The sequence below is a fragment of the Acetobacter nitrogenifigens DSM 23921 = NBRC 105050 genome, assembly GCF_000429165.1.
GTDB lineage: Bacteria > Pseudomonadota > Alphaproteobacteria > Acetobacterales > Acetobacteraceae > Acetobacter > Acetobacter nitrogenifigens.
This window is the reverse complement of the sequence record NZ_AUBI01000004.1, coordinates 218,092-240,863: the sequence shown is the minus strand read 5'-3', so window position 1 is coordinate 240,863 and position 22,772 is coordinate 218,092. Positions and strand designations below refer to the sequence as shown.

Genomic DNA, 22,772 nt, shown 5'->3' with positions numbered 1-22,772 from the left:
GTTTGACGCCGCCTGCCACAGGAGGCGTTGAGCTATGGATTCATCTGGACCTGACATTCCCGCCCAGTTGGGCAGTCAGGAGACGCTTGGACAGCGTATCCGCTCCCTGCGGCTCTACGCCGGGCTGACGCAGGCTGATCTGGCCGATGCGCTTGGCATGTCGCGCAGCGCTGTTGCGCATTGGGAAACTGATCGCGACGGTCGTGTGCGCGAGCATTTGCCACGGGTGGCAGAGATTCTTGGCGTTCCGCTGGAGGTGTTCCTGAACGGCATGGCCACGCAGGACGTGGCGGTCGAATTGACAATCGACGAGGTCGACCTCCTGCGACTTTACCGGCGTCTTGATGTTGGCGAGCGTCTTGCTATCCAACGTTCTATTGCAAGGCTGCTACGGCGGCGGGGACCCGGCGAAGAGGTTGCGTAGACGCTCCTCGTCGCGAGCCGATCCAAGTCCATTATGCGCGGGAGATGGCCTCATGGTGAACGTCCACCCACGGATGCCGGGCCTTGATATGCGCGACGACGCGCGCCTTATGTGCGCCCCGTTCGGTTACGGAGGTGGTCATGGAGGCGTCATGCATCCTGTATTCCGCGACGACATGCGCCAGACGCGTGCCCCGGAGTCCCATTTCCGCCAGTGAGCACCAGAGGTCGAAATCCTCCCACCCCATGGCCTCCCGACTCACGTAATAACCGCCTGCGGCGGCCCAGGCCCATTTTGCGACCATGGCCATCGCGTCGATGTAGTTCTCTCCGGCCAGTCTAAGCGGCCGTGACGCCAGGTCGCCCATGATTTTTGGCGAATGCCCCTCGCCGAAAGTTCGGATCGACGGGTAGGCGTAAGCGGCGTCGGCGCAGGCTTCGAGCAGAGCCGCGCATGCGTTCGGCAGAAGGCGGTTATCCGCGTCCAGCGACAGAAAGAACGGCGTTTCGGAAGCGGATACGCCGATATTGCGCGCTCCGCCGAGGCCGACATTGCGATGCGGCGCGAGCACAAGCAGGCGGTTGAATCTGTCTGCGTGCCTGCGCGCCCATTGCAGGACGACAGCGGCGGAATCATCGTCGGACGCGTCATCGACCACGATAAGGTCGAGCGTTCGCATCGTTTGCGCCCGTACTGATTCGAGGGCTTCAACGATGAGATCGCCATAGTTGTGGGATGTGATCAGAACCGTCACCTGTGCTTCACCCAGAGCGTCATGGATGAACAGCGTCTGGCTTTCGGGAATTTCCGGCAGGTTGCGGCTCCGGTATGAGCCGCGCGCCAGTATCGTTTCGGTGGCGCGAGCCGCTTCGACTTCGTCTCCGAGTGACATGATGAGCGTTTCGAAGAGGAGGGCCTGACGCTCTGGGCCGAAATTCCACAGCAGATGGTTGAACGCATCGCGCGCCATCCGCGAACGAAGAGACGCATCGTCGAGCAGGCGCCGCAGGGCGCGGTCCCATTCGTCGGGCGTGTCGGCCGTCAACCCGGTGACGCCTTCGATGATAGCTGCACGATACGGCGCGGTTGGCGAGACGACCGATGGAACTCCGGCTAGGGCCGCTTCGAGAAATTTGATCTCGCTTTTCGCCTCGCAAAACACATTGCCTGTCTCAAGGGGGGCTATCGAAATATCGAAACGTGCGAATTCTTTCGGAAGATCCACGAGCGGTACTGTGTCGCGCCATTCAATTTGAGCCGCGACTGGCGCGAGCGCGGGGAACTCGTCCATGAGCAGAATCGGTTTGTGGTTGCCGGGCTCGCGGAACAACACAAGCCGCAGTTCGGGACGTTGGTACAGCAGGCGCGCCAGCACGTCGGCCACTAGCGCGAAGTCGCGTTGATGTGTGCGGGTGCCCGACGCGTAGCCGATGCGAATCAGTCCGTCCGTTCCTTCCCAGGCGCGCTGGCGGACGGCGAGGCGGCTTTTCGCCAGGCAGGCGTGATCGAATATGTTGGGAAGCGTATAAGTCAGAGGTTTCAGCCGCCGCATATGATGGGCGAGTGTGTCGGTCGTGCCGATGCAGGCGTCAGATCGGCTGAGAGTGACCCCGAACCCGGCGAACAGACTGTTGGTTTCAGACTCAGTGACGCCGATCGTTCGAATTCCGTCGATCACCGAAATATTGGCCAGCGCCGGAATGAAGACGAGGTCATCGACGTCGAACACCACTATCGCGCCACGTTCGTGTGCGAGACGGATAAGGATATTGACGTGTTCGCTGTAAACGACGCGCCATAGAATCAGCACATCCGCCCACGCCACCTCGTCCGGGCCGACAGCGGCGCAATCGCAGACTCGCGTGACGTGCCCGGTAGTAGCGCAGGCGGCAGCGTTACGTTGGCATCTGTAGATTGTGCCGGGCGTCGTCGGTTCGCCCGAGACGAACAGAATGTTACGCCGACGGGCGCTCGCCGGAACAAGGCGCTGCGCCGAAGATGGGGCTTCGATCAGGATGCCGGTGTCGAGCGTTTCCGGGGCAGGGGACGCGGGCGTGATTTCTGGCGGAAGTGGCTCGTCGCGCCAGACGGGTAAGACGGGCGGCGGCGCGCACGAAGTGAGGCGTGGCGCTTCGGGCGTCGTCGGTACGAAAGGCGAGAAGTTGGGGCGCAGGACGGCGCGGGCGAATCGGCGCACCACTCCAGCCGGAGCCTCAAGAAATGACCGGAGCGTCGTAAGTGCTTCTTCATGCGAGGATAGTCGTTGAGAGAATGCAGCCGTCGCGGTGCTCTGGGAAGTAAGGAGAGAAAACGCCTGCTCCATCCAGATTCTTACCGGCCCTAGCAACTCCTGTTGCTCGGCGGCCTGACGTCTGGTTCGTTCCAGCGCGTCTGTATTGCGTGCCAGCCGCGCCTCGACGTCAGCAAGCTTCGCATCGAGGCGGCTGGCTGCTGTCTGCGTCTCTCTTAATTGAGCGAGTAATGAGGCGTTGGCCTCGTTGGCGACATCTTCTCGTTTTTGGCTTGCGCGCAGGGCTGCCGTCATTTCACTCAATCGTATGCGGGCGTCGCGCGCAGCGTTTTCCCGGGCTTGCGCCACAGCTATTGCGCTGTCGCGCCCTGCCCGGTCGGCGGCCGTCTCGCCGAGAGTCGAAAAGTGATATTTGAGGCGGGCGAGCGCGCCATCGCCCAGACGTTGGCCCGGCGCTCCGAGCAGGCAGGTGAGCGTGGCCGGTATCGAGCGCGGCGCGAGCAGCCCGAGCCCTGGGCCGCCTGTCAGCAGAAAGGAGGCGCTTTCGGCTGACAGGCGGCGCCATAATGCGGCGTCGCGCGGGGTTTCGACGCCATAGATCAGAAGCGTTCCGTCTTCACGGAGGCGAGGCGTCCAGCGGTCAAGTCGCTCTTCAATAAGACTGGCTGGCGTCGTTGCGTCGATGTGGAGAAGGGCGATTTTATCCCAGCTTGGGGGTGTTTCCCCTTCGGCGTCGGTCGCGTGAACTGAGGTGGGTAGACTCTCGGAGGCGACGAGTTCGGCCGCCCACTCAGACAAAGATCGGGACGAATTGAGGAAAACCGCCTCCGTTGGACTCTGGGTATGAAGCAGGCAGGCCAGAAATGGCAGGTGAGCGTATGGGGAGAGGTCACTATCTCGTTTGAAGGCGTGCGTGAAAGCGGGCGCAAGGCTTTTGCTGGCGAAAGCAAAAAAAGAAGCGTCGCGCATTGTGGCGGTCCTATCGAGAGAATCTTTCAATTGATCGCGCTGACAGTGACGCTGTTTTGTATGCATTTTATGACAAATTCACCATTAGATCAGGGCAGATTCTATTTGCTACCTCGATACGGTGGCGCGCTCCAAGTGCCATAGCCCTTCCTGTGTGGATGCCGGCGAGATTTAAGCGCTGTGTAATACTATTACATAAAAAAGCGATACAGTGTTGCGGATAAATATAGTTTTGCGCCGATAGCACGGTAGAGGTAGATTACTTTTGCAATGTTTGTTTAAAACAAACTTATCGATGTGAGGAAAAATCGATATGGAGTATGTTTTTTCCCGAAAACCTGTTTGACGGCTTTAGTGCGGAGCGCTGAGGGGTTGTTGTCGAGAATTGAGGGGGCGGCGTAGTTTTTCTTTAGATAGAATCAGTAAAATTTCGGAGATGGGAGTTCTGAATTTAACGATTTTTTGATATAAATTTAATGAAAAATTAACCATAAAATTCCCACCAAGTTGTATTTGTTGCTTTGCGTGGCGAAGTGCTCAAAATAGAGACTAAAAAGTAAACGTTATAATGTTTTTTTTCTATTCTGGCGGTCAGATTCTGGTTGCGACGATTGCGAAACTTCATCTACAAACCAGACCGAGTGGCGATCCGCAAAAGGTGCGTCTGTCGCTGTGGGTAGCGTAGAGGGATGTGACTAATGGCAATTGTTACCGTTCAGGGCGCATCTTCCGGATCCGCCATCAACGTTACGGTCGATGGGGCTGCGACCGGGTCGCTTGGAGCGTTGGTAACGAGCTTCAGTAATGAGCTGACGAGCGTTATAGACACTCTGAACGGCGAAGCTCTATCGAGCGGCGGAACGTACGATTTTACGGGTAATGCGGCTGGTCTGGCTGTGCTCACAGGGACCGGCACTTACACGCTGGCGGGTAATCTCGAATACATCGTGTTCGGCGACACTCTGGGAGCTACGCCGACCGGGGCGTTCCACGTTGACGCCAGCGACGTCTCGTCCGGCACGCTCAGTGTCGTCGGCGGCACTCAATTCGGGATCGAATTTCAGGCTGGAGCATCGAACGGTACGTTTATCGCTGGAGCGGGCAATAACCTGTTCACGGGCGATCAGTCGTCTGGCGCTGGCAACTGGGCTGTCACGACTGGCGACGGAAACGACACTGTTATCGCCGGAACCGGCAGCAACACAATAAACGCCGGCGCGGGTGATAACCTGATCCTGATCTATCAGGGTTCGAATGTTGTCGCGTCCTACGGCCAGGACACTATTCTTGGTGGCAACAACAGCGGTCAGACCGTTTCGGTCTACGGCGGCAGTTCTGTTATCAACGTTGGCGCTGACGCTTACATCAATGACGCCAGCAGTGGTGGCAACTCCATCACGGTTGGCGGCACGTCGACGATTGTCGCTGGTACCGGCGACACCATTTCTCTTGCTGGCGCTGGGTCCTCCGTGTATGCGGGCGTGTCCGACACGATTTCTGCGTCTGGCGACGCTACTGTTTACGGTGCGCACAACGCAAGCATTGACGCTGGCGGGTCCCTGGCCTTCCTCGGGACCGGCACGACGACGATTACAGCGTCGTCTGCGACGATCTTTGGTGGCGCCGGGCTCGACGTCACGCTCGATACGACGGGTAGCAAAGGGTCTCTGTTTGTCGCTAACAGCGGTAATGAGACACTGAATGCGGCGAACTCGGAGTATGGCGTGCAAGCGTTTGGTAACGTTGCCGGCTACAGTGGCACGCAGGTGTTCATCGGCGGAACGGCGTCCGATACGTTGGTCGCGGGTGTGGGTGATGCAACCATGACTGGTGGCTCGGGCGCCGCCAACGAGTTCGCGTTCCGTAACGGGATCGCAGGCGCTTCGTATGAAATTACGGATTTTGGTTCTGCCGCAGGGAACTTCGTATTCTTGTATCAGTACACCGAAGCCGAACTGACGACCGCTCTTGCCAATCAGGTAAACAGCAACGGTAGCACGACGATCACGCTGTCTGACGGCAGTACGATCAAATTTGACAATGTTGCCAGCCTCACCAGTTCGCAATTTGCTATTGGTTCGTAAGGGTTGCCAAGGTAAGCTTTTAACGGAGTTTTTACTGCTTGTGAAAAGCCGGGCATTGTGCTCGGCTTTTCTTTTTTTTACCACATAATCACCCTTGTATTTGATTGTAATTCTCGACACAGAGAGATGGACGTTTCGTTAATGGCTCGTCTCGAATAGTCTCAGTCAGATGATTCCGCGTCTTCAATCTCGCGGCGTTATTCTAAATGGGACTTTCGTTGCGGGTGTCATGCGAAAATCTCCAGGTCATGTGTGGGTATTGTGAACGAACCTTTGGTCATTAAGGCGCTCGAACAGAAATTGCGCGACGCCGAAGCTTTGGTCGACAGCTATCGATGCGCCGCCTCTGTTCACAGTATGCGCGCAGATGGTTTGGCGGCGGAGGGCCACGCGCTTCGCGAGACCTTGAATATCTGGTCTGGCTCCAAAGTCGTGCGTGTCGGACGCGCAGTTCGTCTGTTGTGGTTCGTTCTCCACGGAAAATTGCCGTCTGGTAGTCGTTTTTCGCTTCTGGTCCGACGCGCCCGCGAAATTGGGCGTGACGAGGGTCTGTCTGCGTTGGCGCGACGCGCATATGCACGGATCCATGTACGCCGTCAGCAAATAACAAAACTGCGCAATGGGCCCGCAACGTCCGGTCGTAATGGTCATCTCGCTGAAAATGTCGACAACAGGAGCGTCGCTGCGTCTCGTCTGACAGAATTAACACCCAAAATTTCTATCATTGCTGAATTGACCCTACGGCAATGTGCGAAATACCGCGTCTGGCAAAAGCAGGAGCAACTGGAGAGCTTGGGGTGGCAGGTAGAGGTCGTTGACTGGCGTGACTGTGAGGCCGCGATAACGGCATTGCAGACATCTACTGAGGTGATCTTCTACCGTGTGCCGGCGTTTGATCCGGTTAAAGAAGTAATTCAGGAGGCCCGGCGATTGTCGCTTTCTCCGTGGTGGGAAGTCGACGATTTGATCTTCGAGCATGCTGAATATATCAAAAACAGCAACATCTCTGGTTTGTCGAATGCGGAGAAATCGGAACTTCTCAATGGAGTCAGGCTTTTCCGTGAATGCTTGCTGAGCTGCGATCGTGCGATCGCCTCCACACGGGCGCTTGGGGACGCCATGCGTCGTGCGGGGATCGCCGACGTTCATGTGATTGAAAACGCGCTGGATCAGCAGACTCTCGAAATTGCCGCACGGTTACGCGACGTGCGCGGTAAGGCGTTGGTGACGCCTTTGCAGGACATTTTGATCGTCTACGGATCAGGAACCAAAACACACGACGCAGACTTCAGGGAGTGCGCCGACGGCTTGCTGGCGGCGATGGAGAGCGAGCAGCGCTTACGCCTTCGCATTGTGGGCGATCTTACCCTTCCAGAAGGATTTGCACGGGTTTCTGAGCGTGTCGAACATATCGGGGGCAGAGATTACGCGAACTATATGGCGCTCCTTGCCGAAGCGGATATAGCGGTCGCTCCTCTTGAGGCGACGTTATTCAACGACGCCAAGAGCAACATAAAGTTTATCGAGGCCAGTATTCTTGGGGTGCCTTCGATATGTTCTCCGCGGGATACGTTCAGGCAGGTGATCCAGCCCGGGAACAATGGACTTCTTGCGGAGGGCGTGGAGGAGTGGCGGGACGCGTTTTTAATGCTCGCCAGGAATCCTGAACTCCGGCAGCAACTTGCAGAGCGCGCTTACGGCGACGTCATGGCTCGCTATCGACCTGACGCAATCGCTGCGACTCAGGTTGCGGCCTGCTTCCCGCCGTCAGTCGTAAAGCCATCGGGCAGGCTGCGCATAATGGCTGCAAACATCTATTTCGCACCGAGGACATTCGGCGGAGCCACGCTGATCGCGGAGGAGATGGTCAAGCGGCTGTCTGAACGTGACGTGGATGTCGCCGTCTTTACGGCCGCGGCCCCCAACCCGACACGGTACGTATCGTCAGTGAGGTACGAGGCTCTGGGCGTTTCAGTTCTGGGGTCTCCCTTGCCGCTTCACGTCGATTCGGCGGCCTCCCTCGATAATCCGAGGGTCACGCGGCAATTCGTCGCGTGGCTTGAGGCCTATCGCCCCGACATCGTTCATTTCCATTCGATGCAGGGCCTTGGGCTGGGGGTTCTCCATGCGTGCTCCGAGCGCGGCGTGCCTTATATCATCACCGTGCATGACGCATGGTGGCTGTGTGAGCGGCAATTCATGGTTCGCAAGGATGGTACGTATTGCGCGCAGCGCCGTATTGATCCGCACGTCTGTCAGCTTTGTGTGCCAGAGGCCCGGCATTTGGGCCTCCGAGCGGATCTGATGAAGCAAACGCTTGCCGGTGCGGCGCTCCTGTTGTCGCCGAGTGAAGCGCATCGCCGCCTCTACATTGAAAATGGCGTACCGTCGGACGCCATCAGAGTGAATCGCAACGGGTTTTTTTGGCCGAAGGCGCCCCGTAATCCTCGTCCTCACGGCGCTCCGTTGCGGTTCGGATATGTCGGCGGCGTCGAAGCTGTAAAGGGTTATCCGCTCGTCCGTGAGGCGTTCGAACGGCTGGATTCAAGCGACTGGCGACTGGTGGTGATCGATAACAAACTGAAACTGGGTTTTCAGTCGATCATTACTCACGATTGGAAGGTGAAAGGAGCAGTCATCGTTCGAGACGCCTATTCGCCAGATACTATGGACGATTTCTTCAATGAGATTGACGTGCTGTTGTTTCCGTCTCAGTGGATGGAGAGCTACGGCCTGACAGTGCGCGAAGCTCTTGCCAGGGATGTATGGGTAATCGCGACGAGTCCGGGTGGGCAGTCTGAAGATATCGTCGACGGGGTCAACGGAACTTTGATGCCGCTCAACAGCGGCTCCGGCGCTCTGCAGAATGCGATAGAAAAAGTGCTCGGCGAGGCAGGTCGATTTAATGGCTATGCGAATCCTCTAAAGCATACGCTTGCGACGTTCGAAGATCAGGCTGATGAACTCCTGACGATATTGAAGGAGCAAGTGGAAACGCGCGCTAATCAAGGCTAAAGGTATTTCGACGCTCCTGCGTCTGATATCGTTCTTGTGGCAAGAGGGAGTATTTACGACAAATTAGCGGTTTCGACCTTCTAATAAGCCGTATGCTCGATTTTTCCGAATTTTCGAACGACCCACGGGTGGCGCGGACCCATCTAGAGGAATGTCTGAAAGAGGGCGCTCCTCCAGCGCGTCAGGCGACTTTGCATTATGCGCTGTGGGAAGCGTGTCTGGTGTGCGGGGACGAAAATGCGGCTCTGGCTCATTTGAATATGGCCATAGCCATAGACCCGTTTGAGAGGTCTCGCGAAGGTAGGGCGGACCCACTCCGATGTCTGCTGGTTCTTGCTGCGCCAGGGAATTTTCAGGCTAACGCGCCGATAGGTATGCTCCTGGATCAGTCGACGACGGTCCATACTTTATGGATGACGGGCGATTTGTCGGCGAACGCCTCTTTGGTCAAGGCTTTGACTTCTTTGGAGCCAGCGCCCGACTGTCTTCTGGTTGGAATAGCTGAAGACATCCGCTCCCAACAGTATTTGTCACAAGCGGAAGATTTTGGGCGTCGCAGCAATTTGCCGGCAATCAACCGGCCGAAGCAAATAGAAGCGGCGTCCCGTTCCGAAGTTTCGCGGCTTTTGTCTGGTTTGAGAGATGTTGTGGTTCCTGCCTGTTGTACTGTGAAGGAACCGTTTGATAATATTGTAAAATATCCGGTGCTTATCCGGCCGATATCGTCCCATGCAGGGTTGAATTTGCGCAAGTTGGATAGCCGCTCGGAGCTGAATGCTTATTGTCGCCATGCAAGCATATCGGACACGTTCTTCGTAACGGATTTTTTCGACTTCAAGAATGAGGACGGATTATACAGAAAATTTAGAGTCGTGTTTATCGACGGTGAGCCATTTCCTGTTCATCTAGCTGTGCATAACGATTGGGCTGTCTGGTACTACAATGCTCACATGGAGCATTACCCGGAACGTCGTGCGGAAGAGGCGCGGTTTATGGGCGATATGGCATCGTATTTTTCTGTTTCGATCATCGATGCATTACGTGAGATTGCAACGCGCGTGGGGCTGGATTATTTCGGGCTGGATTTCGGTGTGTCCTCCGCGGGACAGGTCGTGATTTTTGAAGTAGAAACAGGAATGATCGTCCACGATCGCGACTCTCCGGAAATTTTTCCTTATAAATCGGAGGCTATAGCACGTATAAGGCAAGCATTTGAGGCGATGATTGATCGTCGAAAGCGTATCGGCAATAATTATGTATTCGGTAATAATGTGAATAATGATTGAATATCGATGTGATATAAAATAATTATTTTTATATTATTGGAATTTTCTATTATTATTTTCTTTAACGAAATTCGTTCGTAGTATGCGTTAAGCGATGATATTTTTTTACCCGTTTATCCCCTTGACGCATGTGCGTGAGTGTGTTACTCAATAAAGCATGAGCAAGAGTCCGTCCGCATCGCCTGAATTTTCAGTTCGGGAATTCTTTCGGCGCTTTCCCGATGATGACGCCTGCCTCGCTCATATCATGCGGGTTCGCTTCGGTGGCACGCGATTTGAATGTAATGTATGTCACAAAGAGACAACACACCACAAACTCAAAGAACGCCGCACTTACGTTTGTTCATCATGCGGCCATCATGTGAATCCTACAGCAAACACGATTCTACATGACACGCGGACGCCTCTCGTATCATGGTTTTATGCGATGTACCTGTTTTGCACGACACGTCACGGCGTTAGCGGCAAGGAGCTACAGCGCCAACTGGGCGTTACTTATAAAACCGCCTACCGCATGGGACAGCAAATTCGTGATCTCATGGCAAAAGCTCAAAATTTCGACGCCCTGCTTGCTGGACATGTAGAACTGGACGAAGCCTATGTTGGCGGACGGCGATCCGGTGGAAAGCGGGGGCGTGGCGCACCGGGCAAGACCATTGTCATGGGGCTCGCCGAACGTGGCGGCAACATGAAGGCAGTTGTTATCCCGGATGTCACAAAAGATACGCTGAGAGACGTTGTCCTGAAAAATGTCAAACCGGGTTCAACTGTCTCGACAGATGAACTTGTGTCGTATGGCTTACTAACGAACGATGGTTATCAGCATGGTGTCGTCAAGCACGCCGCGAAAGAATATGCTTACTATGATTACAGAGCGAAGGCGACCTTCCATGTAAATACTGTCGAGGGTTTTTGGAGGCTGTTCAAGGCGTCAGTGCGGTCAACTCATATCCAGATAAGTTCAAAGCATATGCAGCGCTATCTGGCAGAATTTACTTTTCGTGTGAGTTATCGCGCCCGTGTAAACGGCATGTTCGATCTTCTTGTCGGGGCGCTGTAATGCATCCCAGCAGTTTTTCAAAGATCTCCAGATTTGCTGGGCCGATGCCTTCCGCCTCGGCCTGGGCAGCAAAAGCATCGACTTCGCCGTTCCGCAGTGCTTCAGCTAAGGTTAATCGTCTCACTCGTCGCACGTCTTTCTGTTCTCCAATGCCTCGGACCATCCTTGACACACACCATGCGCGTCCTGCCCAAAAAGAACAACAAGGATTGGGACAGGTTGACGGAACAAACCAGTGTATCCTTTGCATTCGGCCGACCAGAAGCGGGCGGATTCAGGCAGATCCAAACCGCAAACCACACCTCAAAAAGCTGCCAGTGAAAGTTGTTTCTCACGCAGTAATCGAGACACCGGTTACGCGACGCGTGGCCTCCGATAGAATCGCTTTTATCAATCAGGAGCGAATCACTTGATCGGATGCGATATTCCGGAACGCCACAGGGTGCCGATATCTGGTGCAGGTGTAACGGTCTGGTTATTAGAGAGCCAATTCTATTCGGGACGTGATATTTGACGATGAAAAAGAGCGGCAATTCGATCATCGGAATATTTGCTGAAGCTATTCAGACAATCCGAGATGTAAAACGTGGTCAGGAAGCGGCTATGTATGGCCCTCTTCGTGATATTTTTTGTGATATTCTTGGGTATCCACGCAGTTCGGTTCACATAGACATCGCGGGAGAAGATGGGAGACCGGACGTCACCTGCCGCGCACCATCGGGAATCACCGATCGCAATGGCAAATCGATTGAGATTGACTGGTTGGTGGTTGAGGCCAAGGACGAGCACAACGCATTTTCCACCCTTAGCAAACGGGAGACAATTTTCGCTCAAAAAGCAAAATACATCCGTCCCGATACCGCATGGTTTGTCATGGTTGATCCAACGGTCATTATTGCCCGGCCAGTGATGGATTCAACCCATGATGCTTCCAAAGATATTACCTTTATCCTTGATCAATCGTCTGACGAAATCAGTTTCCGAAACATCTTTTCGCGTTTGTCGTATGAGATCGCAGGCGTCCCCAAGAGATTGGAAGCGTTTCGAGGAGGAGACGTCGCACTGATTGGGACTGAGAAGCTCACGATGCCGGACGAAGGAACCAAAAGACAAAACAACCAGGCACTCATCGCTCGTAGAAACTTCTATGAGACTCTACGCAACACGACGAGTTATTTGCAGGAGTCTACTCTCGGAACGCTGCAATCCGTTCTTGATAAAGCAACCAAGATTTCCGAATTTTGGAACAAGTTCAAGGAAAAATATCGAGACGCTGTTTTCGACCCATACACACTGACGGCCACGGCCCACCCAGGATCGTATGAAGCGGCGATGACTTATGGCGGTGATGTCGTGCGCCTTAATCGCGAGTTAAAAAAGGCTGGCAGTATCGCCCGCCTGGCGCTCGACGGCTTACCTGAATTCAGGGCACGGGTGAACGCCAAAGAAAATGATGCCAAGGAAGAAAAGAAGATTCTGGAGATGTTTGCGACCGAAACCGCAAACCTTATCCTTGCCCGTATCCTGCTGATACGCTTTTTCGAGGATCATGAATTCTTTGGCAAGAACCGCTACATTTGCAATGGCGGCGTGGAAGCATTTCAGAAGCTGCGAGAAAAGTTCTCCTTCGGATACACGCGCCTGCTGAGAATGGCGTATGAAAAGGCCCAGGCGCTCTACGCGGCGGCATTTGACGAAACTGAGTTGGATTGGGTCTTTGCCACCAATGATGGCAATCTGTCCAACGCGATCGAATGGGCCATGTACCAGCTATCTCGATATGACTTCACCACAGTCAAGGGCGATATTCTTACAGGCGTTTACGATCGTTTTCTCAACCGGGAACAACGTAAAAAATTTGGCGAATATTACACCCCGCCCTCGATCGCCCGCTATATCGTCGATCGGCTGGAATTAAAGCCAGAAGATCGTTTCATGGACCCCGCTTGCGGGAGCGGTACCTTTTTGATTGAGCGCTACCAGCAAGTGGTCGGAGAAGATGCCGATCGAGGGTTAGCCACCTTTGATGAAGTTACTGCCGCTCTCGACCGACTGGCAGGCAACGACCTTAATACGTTCTCAGCGGTCCTCGCACAAATTCAGATTCTCTGGCATGTCCTTGTCTTTAAGGATGAGTTGCTCGCCGCTCCCGAGTTTCCGGATATTGCGATCAGTGACAAGGCAAACAGCATCATTCGCCCAGGAGTAGAGTTGGCCCAGCATGGGCGCTTCGTCGAGCTTGATGACCGCAATTACGGTGGAATCGCAGGTAATCCACCCTACGTTCGTCCTGAACGCTCCGGCGCGCTAGACGAGGTAACGACCGAATATTTTGAAAGTGGTTATGATGGCTGGAAAGGCATTTCCGCCAAAGCCAATCTCTATGCCTTATTTATCTATCGCGCGCTTGATGGCTGGTGCCGACGTTCCAACCCGTGGGGCGAAGGAGCGGGGCGGCTTGGTTTCGTTGTCCCTCTTGCCCTTTGTGGCACGCAGGAAAATGCTGAATTGCGTCGCCTGTTTGGTCCGGACGGACGATGGACGATCAAGGAAATTGTTGATCTGGAAGTAATTTGGCGCGATTTATTTGATGCCAAAGTTCTGCCTATCGTCTTTATCGCCGAAGCGCGTCCACCCAGGCTGCCGCTTGATCCGAAGTGGTTAAATAAAACCACCCCTCTGCCAGTTGAGGAACATGAGCGTTATCGCGTCCGCGCAGCCCGCTTGCAGCCATGGATTGATGAGCGTCTGGCAAAGGCTAGGCCGGAAAGTCTTGCAGCATGGCAAAATATCGCGGATCGAAATCGAAAGCGATGGGAGGCGGACCAGGTTGTCATCAAACTGGCAGACAAGACCTGCATAGATTTTGGTGATGGAACGAAACGCCCTGCTTTTGATCTCGCGGGCATTCCTGGCTCACATCTCGATTATGCGGACTTGTTCACGCCCGATGGTCGAATTGTCACCCGTGTCACTCCGGAACGACGGACAATCATCAATAAGCTACTCACCAATCCGCAAATGTCATCTGCCTTTCAGGAATATTGGCATAAGACGAAAGGAGACAAACGCGGAACAGTCAGCCTCAATCCACCCAAAGGCAATGCAAAAATGTGGGAGCTACGTTCGATGTCAGGAGGTGGCCTCGCCTTTCGCGGAAAAAAGGCTTCTGCCCGATCCGGCGATGGCGTAGATGTCTATAAGGCCGAAAATATCATCGCTACCGCGCTGACGGGTTTACCATTAGATAAAAATATTGATATTGCGAGAGCCAGTGATATGGGGATTTTCCGCTTGGGAGAAATACTCCCCAAGCGATGCTACGCAGTGGCACAGATAGCAACCTGTCCGAACGCCGTTCCCTTTGACCCGTCGAAGATTGTTTTTACCAACACCGCCACAATTTTCGGACCACGCGAGGATTGTGTAGATGTGCCGTTTGACCTGATGTTTGTCTCACGTATCTACCGCTATTTTTATGCGTTGCACTGCCGTATGTCGTACCTAGACATGAACCGGAGTCATATTTATCCCACGAACCTGCGGATGCTTCCGTGGAACGATGCCATGATAGATAAATCAGCGGCGCTAGAAGCATTGCGAGACGATCTCGTGAATGCCTGCCAAAACCACTTCCGGACCGAGGCGTCCTTGTTCGCGGCGATTGATCGACTGTCGCTTCGACCTTTTCGCGACGTTGTTAAAGACGCCGTGAAAAAGACGGGTAAAAAGGTTGAATGGTCGGAAAGTCTCAACAAGGCACATGAACCCGTTGAGCTTACTCGCGATTGCACACCAGTTGTTGAAGGGGAAACCTGGCATCTCCAGATTTCCGAATATCTGCTGGATTGGGTCAAAGTACCGGATGAAGCTGCCGCCAAAGGCTTGGCGGCCGCCCTTTCTGCTCGGGCAGGAACTTCAAAAAACACGGTGGACAGAACGAGCATACTTGAGACGCCAATTCCGCCCGACGCGGAGACGCTTCAGAAGTTCCATGCCCTCGTGAAGCAGTTTAGAGAATCTGATCATGCCAGCGCGATTGATACTGTGGTGGACAAGATCGACACTATCGTCGGAGATGCCCTTGGGCTGGACGATAACGACATCGCCTCCATCAAAGCCGATATGACAAACGATCCGTTTTTGAAAAATATCACGCCGCGTTGGCCCGCCACCGAAACACGAATTCATGGCTACCGAACTGGGTTAGATAGCTCTAGTCGTTACAGTTGACTGGCGTGGCAACAAGAACACGAGATTAAGAATGCACATTTCGCATCGCTGGCCATCTATGAGTAGACAAGCGAGGAGAAAATAGCTATCGTAAAGCCATGACACGCTCGAAGTGTGTCATGGCTCCTTTAGGTTTGGGTTAGATTGCTACCCCAAATTTAACAAGAGTAGAGGCTTCAGGGATGGCAGCGCATACTGTCCAGGTCCCTTCCGCCTCAGCAGATGATTGCTACTCATCTGAATCTCCTAATTACGAGAGTGATACGGTCGCCGCCCTCCTGGCCGGGAGGGTGGCAACACCGTGCGGCGAATCCGTCATGGCCCTGAATTCATAGCGCAGCGCGCTGTGGTCGACAACTTAAATTGTGTTCCGAGCGCAGAATCTGCTATGTCGTTGTGTCGGTGTTGTCGAGTGGGGCGAGGAATACAATGGCAGATAATGAAGCGGTAAACCAAATTCAAACGCGGCTTGCCGCATGCGAGGCGGAGATCGCTGAACTCGCTCAGAAGCTAGAGAGTGCCAACGGAAAACGATCACAACTCATAAGTCTTCTGGAGATGTGGCGTAAGGTTATGGATCGTTCAGATCTTATGGAGACAACGCACCATAATACAAAAAAAGTGGATACCGTGGTGACTTCCTCGTCACGGAAACTCGCACGATCTAAGAATCCTAGCCGTAGTGCTGTGGAAAAAGCTGTTTCTGAAATTCTGCGCATACGCAATAAACCGGCTTCACGTCGGGATCTCTTTGATGCTCTGGCTGAGCGAGAAATCCATATTTATGGAAAACAGCCTGAAACAGTCCTCGGGACAATGATGTGGCGCTCACGGGAAAAAATCGTGTTTATTCAGGAGCATGGGTATTGGCTCAAAGACGTTGATTGTCCGTCTATCGGGTACCGTGCCGAAATCGACGAAAAATATGTGGAAGAGCAAGAAAATATCACTGGAGGGAATAATACAAATGAATAAGAATGATATAAACTAGGTTTATAAATAAATAGAGAATAAATATTTTTATTTGTCTTGATAATGTCTTCGGTGTGATTCCCTGAAAACCATTGTGATAACTCGAATTCGCGCTTGCTACAGGTTTTGAGGCCAACATGCGTCAAGGGGATAAACGGGTTTTTTTATAATTTATAAATGCATAACGTAAAGTATTTTGTAGAGAATTTTTCCCATCATATTAGGGTTTTTTGCGTGCTGATTGAGTTGTTGTGCGTGCGTCATCAGGTATGCCTCGATCCAGAGAGGGTCAAAACCATATTGGCCCTGCACAATGCTGCGCCATTTCTGCGCGACTCCAAGATTGAACGGGTCATCACGAATTAATTCGACTTTAATAAACGGAATATCGCGACCAGCCGCAAAGCGACGCCACCGCGTGTGCATTGGGTTGGCCGGGAAGAAGCGGCTTGAAACACTGTTCCAGTCTTTCCAGGCGGCGTCAAAAACCAACTCTGCCGCATTGCATGCCACTGCCAACCCCAGTTCTCCGTGCCAGATCACCTCTTCGCGGGACATGCTTGCAAAGTCCTGTTCAAAAAATCTGGCTATGACGGGGTGCTCAAAACTTTTTTTCTCAAAGCAAACGAACCATGATTGAAGATGGCGCGTAATAGCTCTGGAGCCCACGAGGCCCCACACGGGAGCGTCATTATGCATCATTTTGGCAAAGATTGGGGTTAGGGGCGTCATTGGGCCAAATACACTGTCATTGGCGAGGAGCACCTGGGTCGCGCCATCGGCGCAGCCTATGCGTTTCAGGTATTGCCAACTGCCGAAATCGAGGCCTGCGTTGGGCCTCGGCCAGATTTTTATCCCGTGCGCTTCGCAAAAAGTCAGTGAATCGGGGGAGGCACGCAGCGCTCCTGCAAGAGCGATATGGATGATAAATCCTTCTTTCGAGATCTGGGATAAATAATAAATCGTGTGGGGCGGCAATATGCCGTCAGGCGCATATGCAGCGAAAAGGCAAACGGAGGTGGCGCAGGGAGGCATTGATTTTCCGCTTGAGAGTTGAAACGTCGTCCTCGATGGATAACGTGTTTTCGGTGTGATCTGAATGAAGTTTGTTTATTTTTCTCGGAAAATTTTGTTTTGATCGCGCCTTTTTTTGTGGTTTCATTATTTACACTGCGTTAACCGGCAACGCCGCTTGCGATCGTCTTGTCGATAGAACTTTTCCTGAACGGTTTAAGGCTGCGTGCAAACAGGAGGTATATCCGGCCAATGAGTAAAGCTTTTATAGCCGCCGTTATTCAGGATTCCATCAACTGCACTGGTGTCGCGGCGAACCAGGCGGCGGCGGATCTGATGGAAGCGATCGTCAAGGAGTTGAAGAAGGAAGGTGGATTTACCTTGCCTTCGTTCGGCACGTTCACAGTGAAAAAGACCAAGGCTCGCAAGGCCCTTAATCCGCGTACGGGAGAACCCGTCAAGGTGAAGGCGGGCAAGACCGTGCGCTTCAAGGCCAGTCCCAACCTGAAGAAGGCTGTTTGATCGCCACGTCACGCCGTTTTTCCGAACGCCTTCGGGCGGCGGTCTCCTTCGTCGCGACGCTGGCGAAGGAGACTTTCTTCTGGATCCGTGGAAAAGACTCGCGAGTAATCTAACGGTCTCCGTCTGATCTGAAGAGCGTCGGATGCGCTCGTCCGACACATAATTCGGCGGCGCTTCGATATTTGCTGGATGATCGTGGCTGGGGCGGGAGGGATCGAACCTCCGAATGGCGGAATCAAAATCCGCTGCCTTACCGCTTGGCTACGCCCCACCGGCGGCACTCTCGCTGGCGGCTCTTTTAGAGCGGCTTAAGCCGCTCGTAAAGCCACTCCGCTAGTCAGTGTTCGTCGTCGGCCCATCCGCCGGGTTCAGTGTGGCCAGAGGCGTCGGAAGTCAGATCTGCCTCAGTCGGCTGGACGTCCTTCCCTGTGGCGCCGCGAAACAGCCCCAGACGTTCAGCGCGGTCCAATGCCAATTCAAGCGCAGCCATGGTTCCGCCAAGGTCTTCGCTGTCGTCTTTTTCCCAAGCGCGCAGGGTGTAGGCCCATACCGCCGTCACGCCGTGAATACGGACCAGACCTTCCAGACCCCGTGTGTTCACGCCCGATGCGTCGGAGATCCAGCGCATGCTGTTAAGCGTAGCGCCGCCGAGTAATGTGGCAAGCGCGGGATCGTAGGGCAGTGCGTGAAGCACGGCGAGAACGCCCTCCCGGTACTGCTGAAATACGTCGAAGCGGCGCATCAGCCGATCAAAAAGCGCCTCACGCGGTGAAGCGACGCTTCCGTCATCGACCAGCGACGAACGATCAGCCAACGTGCCGAGAAGCAGGAGCATCGAGCTTTTGAAGGGGAAACGCGCGCGGACGTCGCCCATATCGAAATCGGCATGTCGCGCGACGTCCGTCAGGGTGAAGTTGCGCCACCCCTGGCTCGCGGCCAGCGACATTGCGGCAGCGAGAAGGGCGGAGTCGAAATGGTCGTTTTCCATCGGCGGCGTACTCATGTTTCCGAATAACAATAAAGGCCGCTCTAGACGGCGAGTTCCCGTGCTCGCCGGGTTGCGGCCGCCACGGCTTCCGAGATTGCGGTCGGCCATGCATCTTTCGCCGCAAGAACTGCGATCGCCTGCGCGGTCGTTCCGCCGGGGCTGGTCACTTTGTGGCGCAGTTGCGTAGCGTCATCTGGCGAGCGGTCCATAAGTTCGCCCGCGCCGGAAATCGTCTTGCGGGCGAGAAGGCGCGCGACGTCGGCGGGAAGGCCTTGTTCAACGCCAGCGCGCTCGAGCAGTTCAGCCAAGAGAAACACATAAGCGGGCCCGCTCCCGGAGACAGCCGTGACTGCGTCTATCTGCTCTTCATGCTCCACCCAGACGGTGGCTCCCACGGCCGCAAGCAAAGACTCGGACAACGCGCGGATGGCCTGAGGCGCCTCGGGAGCGGCGAACAGGCCGGTCATGCCCCGGCCAATGGCGCTGGGCGTGTTGGGCATCGCGCGCACCACGACTGGACGCGCTACGGAGCCGGCGCCGAACAGGGCGGCCCCGATGGCCGCCGTCGTGGCGCCGGCCATGACGGACAGGACCGTTGCGTTGGCGGCGATATCGGGCCGTGCAGCAAGGAGATCCGCGATAGCCTGCGCCGCCGTCTGTGGTTTGACCGCAAGCACGATGACCGATGGGGTGAAATCGGCGGGAATTTCCGCCGCCGACCGGACAAGTCGGTGCGGGGCGGGAATGGCTTCCTTTTTGCGGTCGAGAACGACGGAGGGCGCCAGTCCCGCCGCGACCCACGCCTCGAACAGTGCGCCCCCCATGTTGCCGCAGCCGATCAGCAGAAGAGGGGGCGTATGTTCGGCCATCAGGCCTCGCCCACGCAATCCAGCATGGCGGCGTCGAGCGCGTCCGCGGGGCTTTTCCCACCCCAGAGTACGAACTGGAACGCCGGATAAAAACGCTCGCATTCGCTGATGGCGATATCGACCATGTCCTCAAGGCTCTCCATCGATGCGCCCGGCGCGCCGCGAAGGAGGACGGCATGGCGAAACATCGGCATGCCGTCTTCCAGATCGAGTCCGAAATGACCGATCCAGAGACGTTCGTTGGCCAGCGCGATCAGTTCGAACAGGGCTTTGCGCTGCTGTTCAGGCACTTTGAGATCAAAGGTGCAGGTGAAGTGCATCGCGCTCAATTCGGTCGACCAGGAAAAGTACAGACCGTAATCGCACCATTTGCCCGGGGCCTCTGCGGCCATTTCCGAAGAGTTGCGGCGGTCGAAGGCCCATTCGTAGCCTCCGACAATTTGTTCCATGAGGTCGAGAGGGTTGGAGTTGGGAGAGGAGGTGGTCATCGTCAGAGCAGGCATGCTGGACTCCCAAGCCATGAAGCCATCCCATGTTCGAAGACATGGTCGGCGTCGTCTGCGAATCATGCGACAGGCGCTGGCGACTCGTCGCATTTTTTCGAGCCTATGGACCCGCGAACTCCCCTGCAAGGAGGTAGGGCGGACTTTTTGTAACGGTAGTTAGCCGACGAATCCTGAGCCGACGTCGTTGCTTCCGGACGTAAATGTGGATTGTGAGGGGGCGTAACCGTCCGAGCGGCCGGAAAGCCGGTTTTCCAGTTCAGACACGCGCTGCTCCAGCGCGGCGATGCGCCGTTCGGCGTCTTCGTTGGCGAGTCTGGCGCTAGCGGCCATTTCGCGCACGACTTCGAATTCTTCGCGGCGGACGACCTGAAGGTGGGCAAGCGCCTCGTCCACGCGCGAGCGCACCAGAGCATTGGCTTCCTCCCTGACTCCCGCGATGGCGGAAATCGCGCCGCCGGCAACACCGGCAAGGTCGTCGAACAGACGCGGTCGGTCGGACATTCCGATCCTCCTGGCAGCAGCAACCGCGAGAGGCGCGGTTCTTCACAGAATCTGGCTTATAAGCATTGCCGGGCGATTAATCCAATTGGCGCGCCCCCGCCGCGTCAAGAGTTTGGCAGTGAGCGGATGCTCTTTATAAGGTGGTTCGCATGATCATCGTCACCGGCGGCGCCGGCTTCATTGGCTCCTGTCTTGTCGCCGCGCTGGCGCAGCGCGGTCTGGACGTCGTCGTCGTCGATCGCCTGCGCGACGGCGGCAAATGGCGCAACCTGCGACGTCATCCGCCGGCGAAACTCGTGGCGCCCGAAGATCTGGACGGTTTCCTCTCTGGCGCTCGTGGCGTCGAGGCGGTGTTTCACCTCGGAGCCATCAGCGCCACGACCGCACGTGATGGCGATCTGGTCTGGCGCACCAACGTCGCGCTGTCGGAACGTCTCTGGACATGGTGCGCGCAGAACCGGGCGCGCTTTATATACGCGTCCTCTGCAGCCACGTACGGGGCGGCGGACCGGCCAGAGCAGTTTTCGGACGCGCCGGAGACGCTGCCGGGGCTGGAGCCTCTGAACCTTTACGGATGGTCCAAGCACGTCTTCGATCAACATACGCTCAAGCGGATGAAGGGCAGTGACGCGGTTCCCCCCCAGTCGGTCGGGCTCAAGTTCTTCAATGTCTACGGTCCCAATGAATATCACAAGGGATCGATGATTTCCGTTGTAAAGGTCAAATATGACGATGTGCGCGCGGGCGGTCCGGCGCGCCTGTTTCGGTCAGATCGCCCGGATATCGCCGACGGAGAGCAGAAGCGCGATTTCATCTGGGTGGGCGACGTCGTTGACGTCATGCTCTGGCTCTACGACAATCCGCAGGTCAGCGGCCTGTTCAACTGCGGAACAGGGATTCCGCGCACATACCTGGATCTCGCGTACGCCGTCTGCGACGCGGCGCGCGCGCCGCGGGACGTTACATTCGTCGACATGCCCGAGTCCTTGCGCGGCCAATATCAATCCTTTACCTGCGCTGACTTGTCGCGTTTGCGCGCCGCAGGATACGACCGCCCCTTCACCTCTCTCGAAGATGGCGTCACCCGGTATGTCCGCGATTATCTCGCGGGAAGCGACCCCTACATCTAACGCCTCTCGCTTCAGGAATCCGCTCGATGCTTCCCGTTCTGATGTTCCCGCAGTTCGACCCGGTGCTGATTCATTTCGGTCCGCTGGCGATACGTTGGTACGCGCTGGCGTATATTGTCGGGCTCGTTCTTGGCGTGATCCTGCTGAAGAGGCTGGTCGCGTGGGCGCCGCGCGCCGCCAGTACGCGGCAGGCTGACGATTTCCTGACCTGGGCGACTCTCGGCGTCGTGTTCGGCGGGCGGCTCGGTTACGTGCTGTTCTATCAGCCCGGTTTCTATCTCACGCACCCGCTGGCGATCGTCGAGGTTTGGCGCGGGGGCATGTCTTTCCATGGCGGCGCCAGCGGCGTCATCATCGCGCTGGCGCTGTTTTCCTGGCGAGAAAAGCTGAATTTCCTTGCATTCTCCGATCGGGTGACGGTCTGCGTGCCGATCGGTCTCGGGCTGGGGCGCGTTGCCAACTTCATCAACGGCGAGTTGTGGGGGCGGCAGGCAAGCGACTCCCTTCCCTGGGCGATGATTTTCCCGAATGGCGGGCCGGTCCCGCGCCATCCTTCCGAACTGTACGAGGCGCTGACGGAAGGCGCGCTGTTATTCACCGTGATGATCCTTGCTGCACGGCGCACCGCACTTCGAGAGCGTCCGGGATTTCTGGCGGGCCTGTTCCTGTGCGGGTACGGATGCGCGCGGATTTTTTGTGAATTTTTCCGCGAACCGGACGCGTTCCTTGGTTTCCTCGCGTTTGGCGTCACGATGGGACAGATTCTGAGCCTGCCGATGATCGTCGCCGGCGTGGGGCTGATGATCCACGCATTCCGGACGCCGCGATACGCAGGAGCGCCCCTCGCCGCGGACCACGCCCACGACCCGGCGTGATGTTCGCTCGGCACGTGGAGCTTGCCCCGTGACTGCGGCAAGAGCGGCGGGCGCTGAGCGGCTGGACGCCTTC

Annotated in this window: 16 protein-coding genes and 1 tRNA gene; 10 read left to right on the top strand and 7 right to left on the bottom strand. The window is 55.6% G+C overall.

The window, feature by feature from the left end; translation table 11 throughout:
• Window positions 1-34 precede the first annotated feature (34 nt).
• Entirely contained in the window at window positions 35-424 is a 390-nt protein-coding gene (locus G442_RS0107900) for a helix-turn-helix transcriptional regulator (protein ID WP_084440432.1), read from the top strand.
• A 31-nt stretch (window positions 425-455) separates the two neighbouring features.
• On the opposite strand, the gene G442_RS23910 is transcribed toward G442_RS0107900, so the two are convergent.
• Window positions 456-3,644 carry a glycosyltransferase gene (locus G442_RS23910; RefSeq protein WP_051292090.1) on the bottom strand — a complete coding sequence of 1,063 codons (3,189 nt, stop codon included), beginning with the start codon at window positions 3,642-3,644 and terminating at the stop codon, window positions 456-458.
• A 698-nt stretch (window positions 3,645-4,342) separates the two neighbouring features.
• On the opposite strand from G442_RS23910, the gene G442_RS0107885 reads away from it, so the two are divergent.
• The 6 genes from G442_RS0107885 (at window position 4,343) to G442_RS0107860 (ending at window position 16,297) form a co-directional block, all read left to right on the top strand.
• Entirely contained in the window at window positions 4,343-5,728 is a 1,386-nt protein-coding gene (locus tag G442_RS0107885) for a beta strand repeat-containing protein (RefSeq protein ID WP_026397558.1), read from the top strand.
• A 258-nt stretch (window positions 5,729-5,986) separates the two neighbouring features.
• Window positions 5,987-8,743: a glycosyltransferase gene (locus G442_RS21385; protein WP_371863408.1), complete on the top strand. Its 2,757-nt coding sequence runs from the start codon at window positions 5,987-5,989 to the stop codon at window positions 8,741-8,743.
• Between the two features lie 92 nt (window positions 8,744-8,835).
• Window positions 8,836-10,029 carry an ATP-grasp domain-containing protein gene (locus tag G442_RS21380; protein WP_051292089.1) on the top strand — a complete coding sequence of 398 codons (1,194 nt, stop codon included), beginning with the start codon at window positions 8,836-8,838 and terminating at the stop codon, window positions 10,027-10,029.
• Window positions 10,030-10,186: 157 nt separating this feature from the next.
• Complete coding sequence (locus G442_RS0107870) at window positions 10,187-11,089, top strand: IS1595 family transposase (RefSeq protein WP_026397556.1); 903 nt, start codon at window positions 10,187-10,189, stop codon at window positions 11,087-11,089.
• Window positions 11,090-11,605: 516 nt separating this feature from the next.
• Window positions 11,606-15,322 (top strand): N-6 DNA methylase, encoded by a 3,717-nt coding sequence (locus tag G442_RS0107865; protein WP_026397555.1) that lies wholly within the window; start codon window positions 11,606-11,608, stop codon window positions 15,320-15,322.
• A gap of 429 nt (window positions 15,323-15,751) precedes the next feature.
• Window positions 15,752-16,297 (top strand): hypothetical protein, encoded by a 546-nt coding sequence (locus G442_RS0107860; RefSeq protein ID WP_026397554.1) that lies wholly within the window; start codon window positions 15,752-15,754, stop codon window positions 16,295-16,297.
• Between the two features lie 168 nt (window positions 16,298-16,465).
• Here G442_RS0107860 and G442_RS21375 read toward each other — a convergent pair whose 3' ends face one another.
• The gene (locus tag G442_RS21375; protein WP_051292088.1) at window positions 16,466-17,329 is read right to left on the bottom strand and encodes a rhamnan synthesis F family protein; all 864 of its coding nucleotides are present in this window, start codon (window positions 17,327-17,329) and stop codon (window positions 16,466-16,468) included.
• A gap of 231 nt (window positions 17,330-17,560) precedes the next feature.
• Here G442_RS21375 and G442_RS0107850 point away from each other — a divergent pair, with 231 nt between their 5' ends.
• A complete protein-coding gene (locus G442_RS0107850; RefSeq protein WP_026397553.1) occupies window positions 17,561-17,830 on the top strand; it encodes an HU family DNA-binding protein in 270 nt (89 codons plus the stop codon).
• Window positions 17,831-18,026: 196 nt separating this feature from the next.
• On the opposite strand, the gene G442_RS0107840 is transcribed toward G442_RS0107850, so the two are convergent.
• The 5 genes from G442_RS0107840 to G442_RS21370 form a co-directional block, all read right to left on the bottom strand.
• Window positions 18,027-18,101: transfer RNA gene (locus G442_RS0107840), tRNA-Gln, on the bottom strand.
• A 66-nt stretch (window positions 18,102-18,167) separates the two neighbouring features.
• Window positions 18,168-18,818: a hypothetical protein gene (locus tag G442_RS0107835; protein WP_026397552.1), complete on the bottom strand. Its 651-nt coding sequence runs from the start codon at window positions 18,816-18,818 to the stop codon at window positions 18,168-18,170.
• A gap of 41 nt (window positions 18,819-18,859) precedes the next feature.
• Window positions 18,860-19,687 (bottom strand): pyrroline-5-carboxylate reductase, encoded by an 828-nt coding sequence (gene proC / locus G442_RS0107830; RefSeq protein WP_026397551.1) that lies wholly within the window; start codon window positions 19,685-19,687, stop codon window positions 18,860-18,862.
• Window positions 19,687-20,190, bottom strand: a complete 504-nt coding sequence (locus tag G442_RS0107825; RefSeq protein WP_026397550.1) for a type III secretion system chaperone family protein — start codon at window positions 20,188-20,190, stop codon at window positions 19,687-19,689. The genes proC and G442_RS0107825 overlap by 1 nt, the downstream gene beginning before the upstream one ends.
• A gap of 159 nt (window positions 20,191-20,349) precedes the next feature.
• A complete protein-coding gene (locus G442_RS21370; RefSeq protein WP_051292087.1) occupies window positions 20,350-20,694 on the bottom strand; it encodes an accessory factor UbiK family protein in 345 nt (114 codons plus the stop codon).
• A 149-nt stretch (window positions 20,695-20,843) separates the two neighbouring features.
• On the opposite strand from G442_RS21370, the gene rfaD reads away from it, so the two are divergent.
• Both rfaD and lgt read left to right on the top strand, forming a co-directional pair.
• Window positions 20,844-21,824, top strand: a complete 981-nt coding sequence (gene rfaD, locus G442_RS0107815; protein WP_026397549.1) for an ADP-glyceromanno-heptose 6-epimerase — start codon at window positions 20,844-20,846, stop codon at window positions 21,822-21,824.
• A gap of 26 nt (window positions 21,825-21,850) precedes the next feature.
• Window positions 21,851-22,699 carry a prolipoprotein diacylglyceryl transferase gene (gene lgt / locus G442_RS0107810; RefSeq protein WP_026397548.1) on the top strand — a complete coding sequence of 283 codons (849 nt, stop codon included), beginning with the start codon at window positions 21,851-21,853 and terminating at the stop codon, window positions 22,697-22,699.
• Window positions 22,700-22,772: the final 73 nt, after the last annotated feature.

Excerpts from the sequence above, each read along its gene's own strand:
- G442_RS0107900 (WP_084440432.1), top strand. The coding sequence starts at position 35 with ATGGATTCATCTGGACCTGACATTCCCGCCCAGTTGGGCAGTCAGGAG.
- G442_RS23910 (WP_051292090.1), bottom strand. The coding sequence starts at position 3,644 with ATGCGCGACGCTTCTTTTTTTGCTTTCGCCAGCAAAAGCCTTGCGCCC.
- G442_RS0107885 (WP_026397558.1), top strand. The coding sequence starts at position 4,343 with ATGGCAATTGTTACCGTTCAGGGCGCATCTTCCGGATCCGCCATCAAC.
- G442_RS21380 (WP_051292089.1), top strand. The coding sequence starts at position 8,836 with ATGCTCGATTTTTCCGAATTTTCGAACGACCCACGGGTGGCGCGGACC.
- G442_RS0107870 (WP_026397556.1), top strand. The coding sequence starts at position 10,187 with ATGAGCAAGAGTCCGTCCGCATCGCCTGAATTTTCAGTTCGGGAATTC.
- G442_RS0107865 (WP_026397555.1), top strand. The coding sequence starts at position 11,606 with ATGAAAAAGAGCGGCAATTCGATCATCGGAATATTTGCTGAAGCTATT.
- G442_RS0107860 (WP_026397554.1), top strand. The coding sequence starts at position 15,752 with ATGGCAGATAATGAAGCGGTAAACCAAATTCAAACGCGGCTTGCCGCA.
- G442_RS21375 (WP_051292088.1), bottom strand. The coding sequence starts at position 17,329 with ATGCCTCCCTGCGCCACCTCCGTTTGCCTTTTCGCTGCATATGCGCCT.
- G442_RS0107850 (WP_026397553.1), top strand. The coding sequence starts at position 17,561 with ATGAGTAAAGCTTTTATAGCCGCCGTTATTCAGGATTCCATCAACTGC.
- G442_RS0107835 (WP_026397552.1), bottom strand. The coding sequence starts at position 18,818 with ATGGAAAACGACCATTTCGACTCCGCCCTTCTCGCTGCCGCAATGTCG.
- proC (WP_026397551.1), bottom strand. The coding sequence starts at position 19,687 with ATGGCCGAACATACGCCCCCTCTTCTGCTGATCGGCTGCGGCAACATG.
- G442_RS0107825 (WP_026397550.1), bottom strand. The coding sequence starts at position 20,190 with ATGCCTGCTCTGACGATGACCACCTCCTCTCCCAACTCCAACCCTCTC.
- G442_RS21370 (WP_051292087.1), bottom strand. The coding sequence starts at position 20,694 with ATGTCCGACCGACCGCGTCTGTTCGACGACCTTGCCGGTGTTGCCGGC.
- rfaD (WP_026397549.1), top strand. The coding sequence starts at position 20,844 with ATGATCATCGTCACCGGCGGCGCCGGCTTCATTGGCTCCTGTCTTGTC.
- lgt (WP_026397548.1), top strand. The coding sequence starts at position 21,851 with ATGCTTCCCGTTCTGATGTTCCCGCAGTTCGACCCGGTGCTGATTCAT.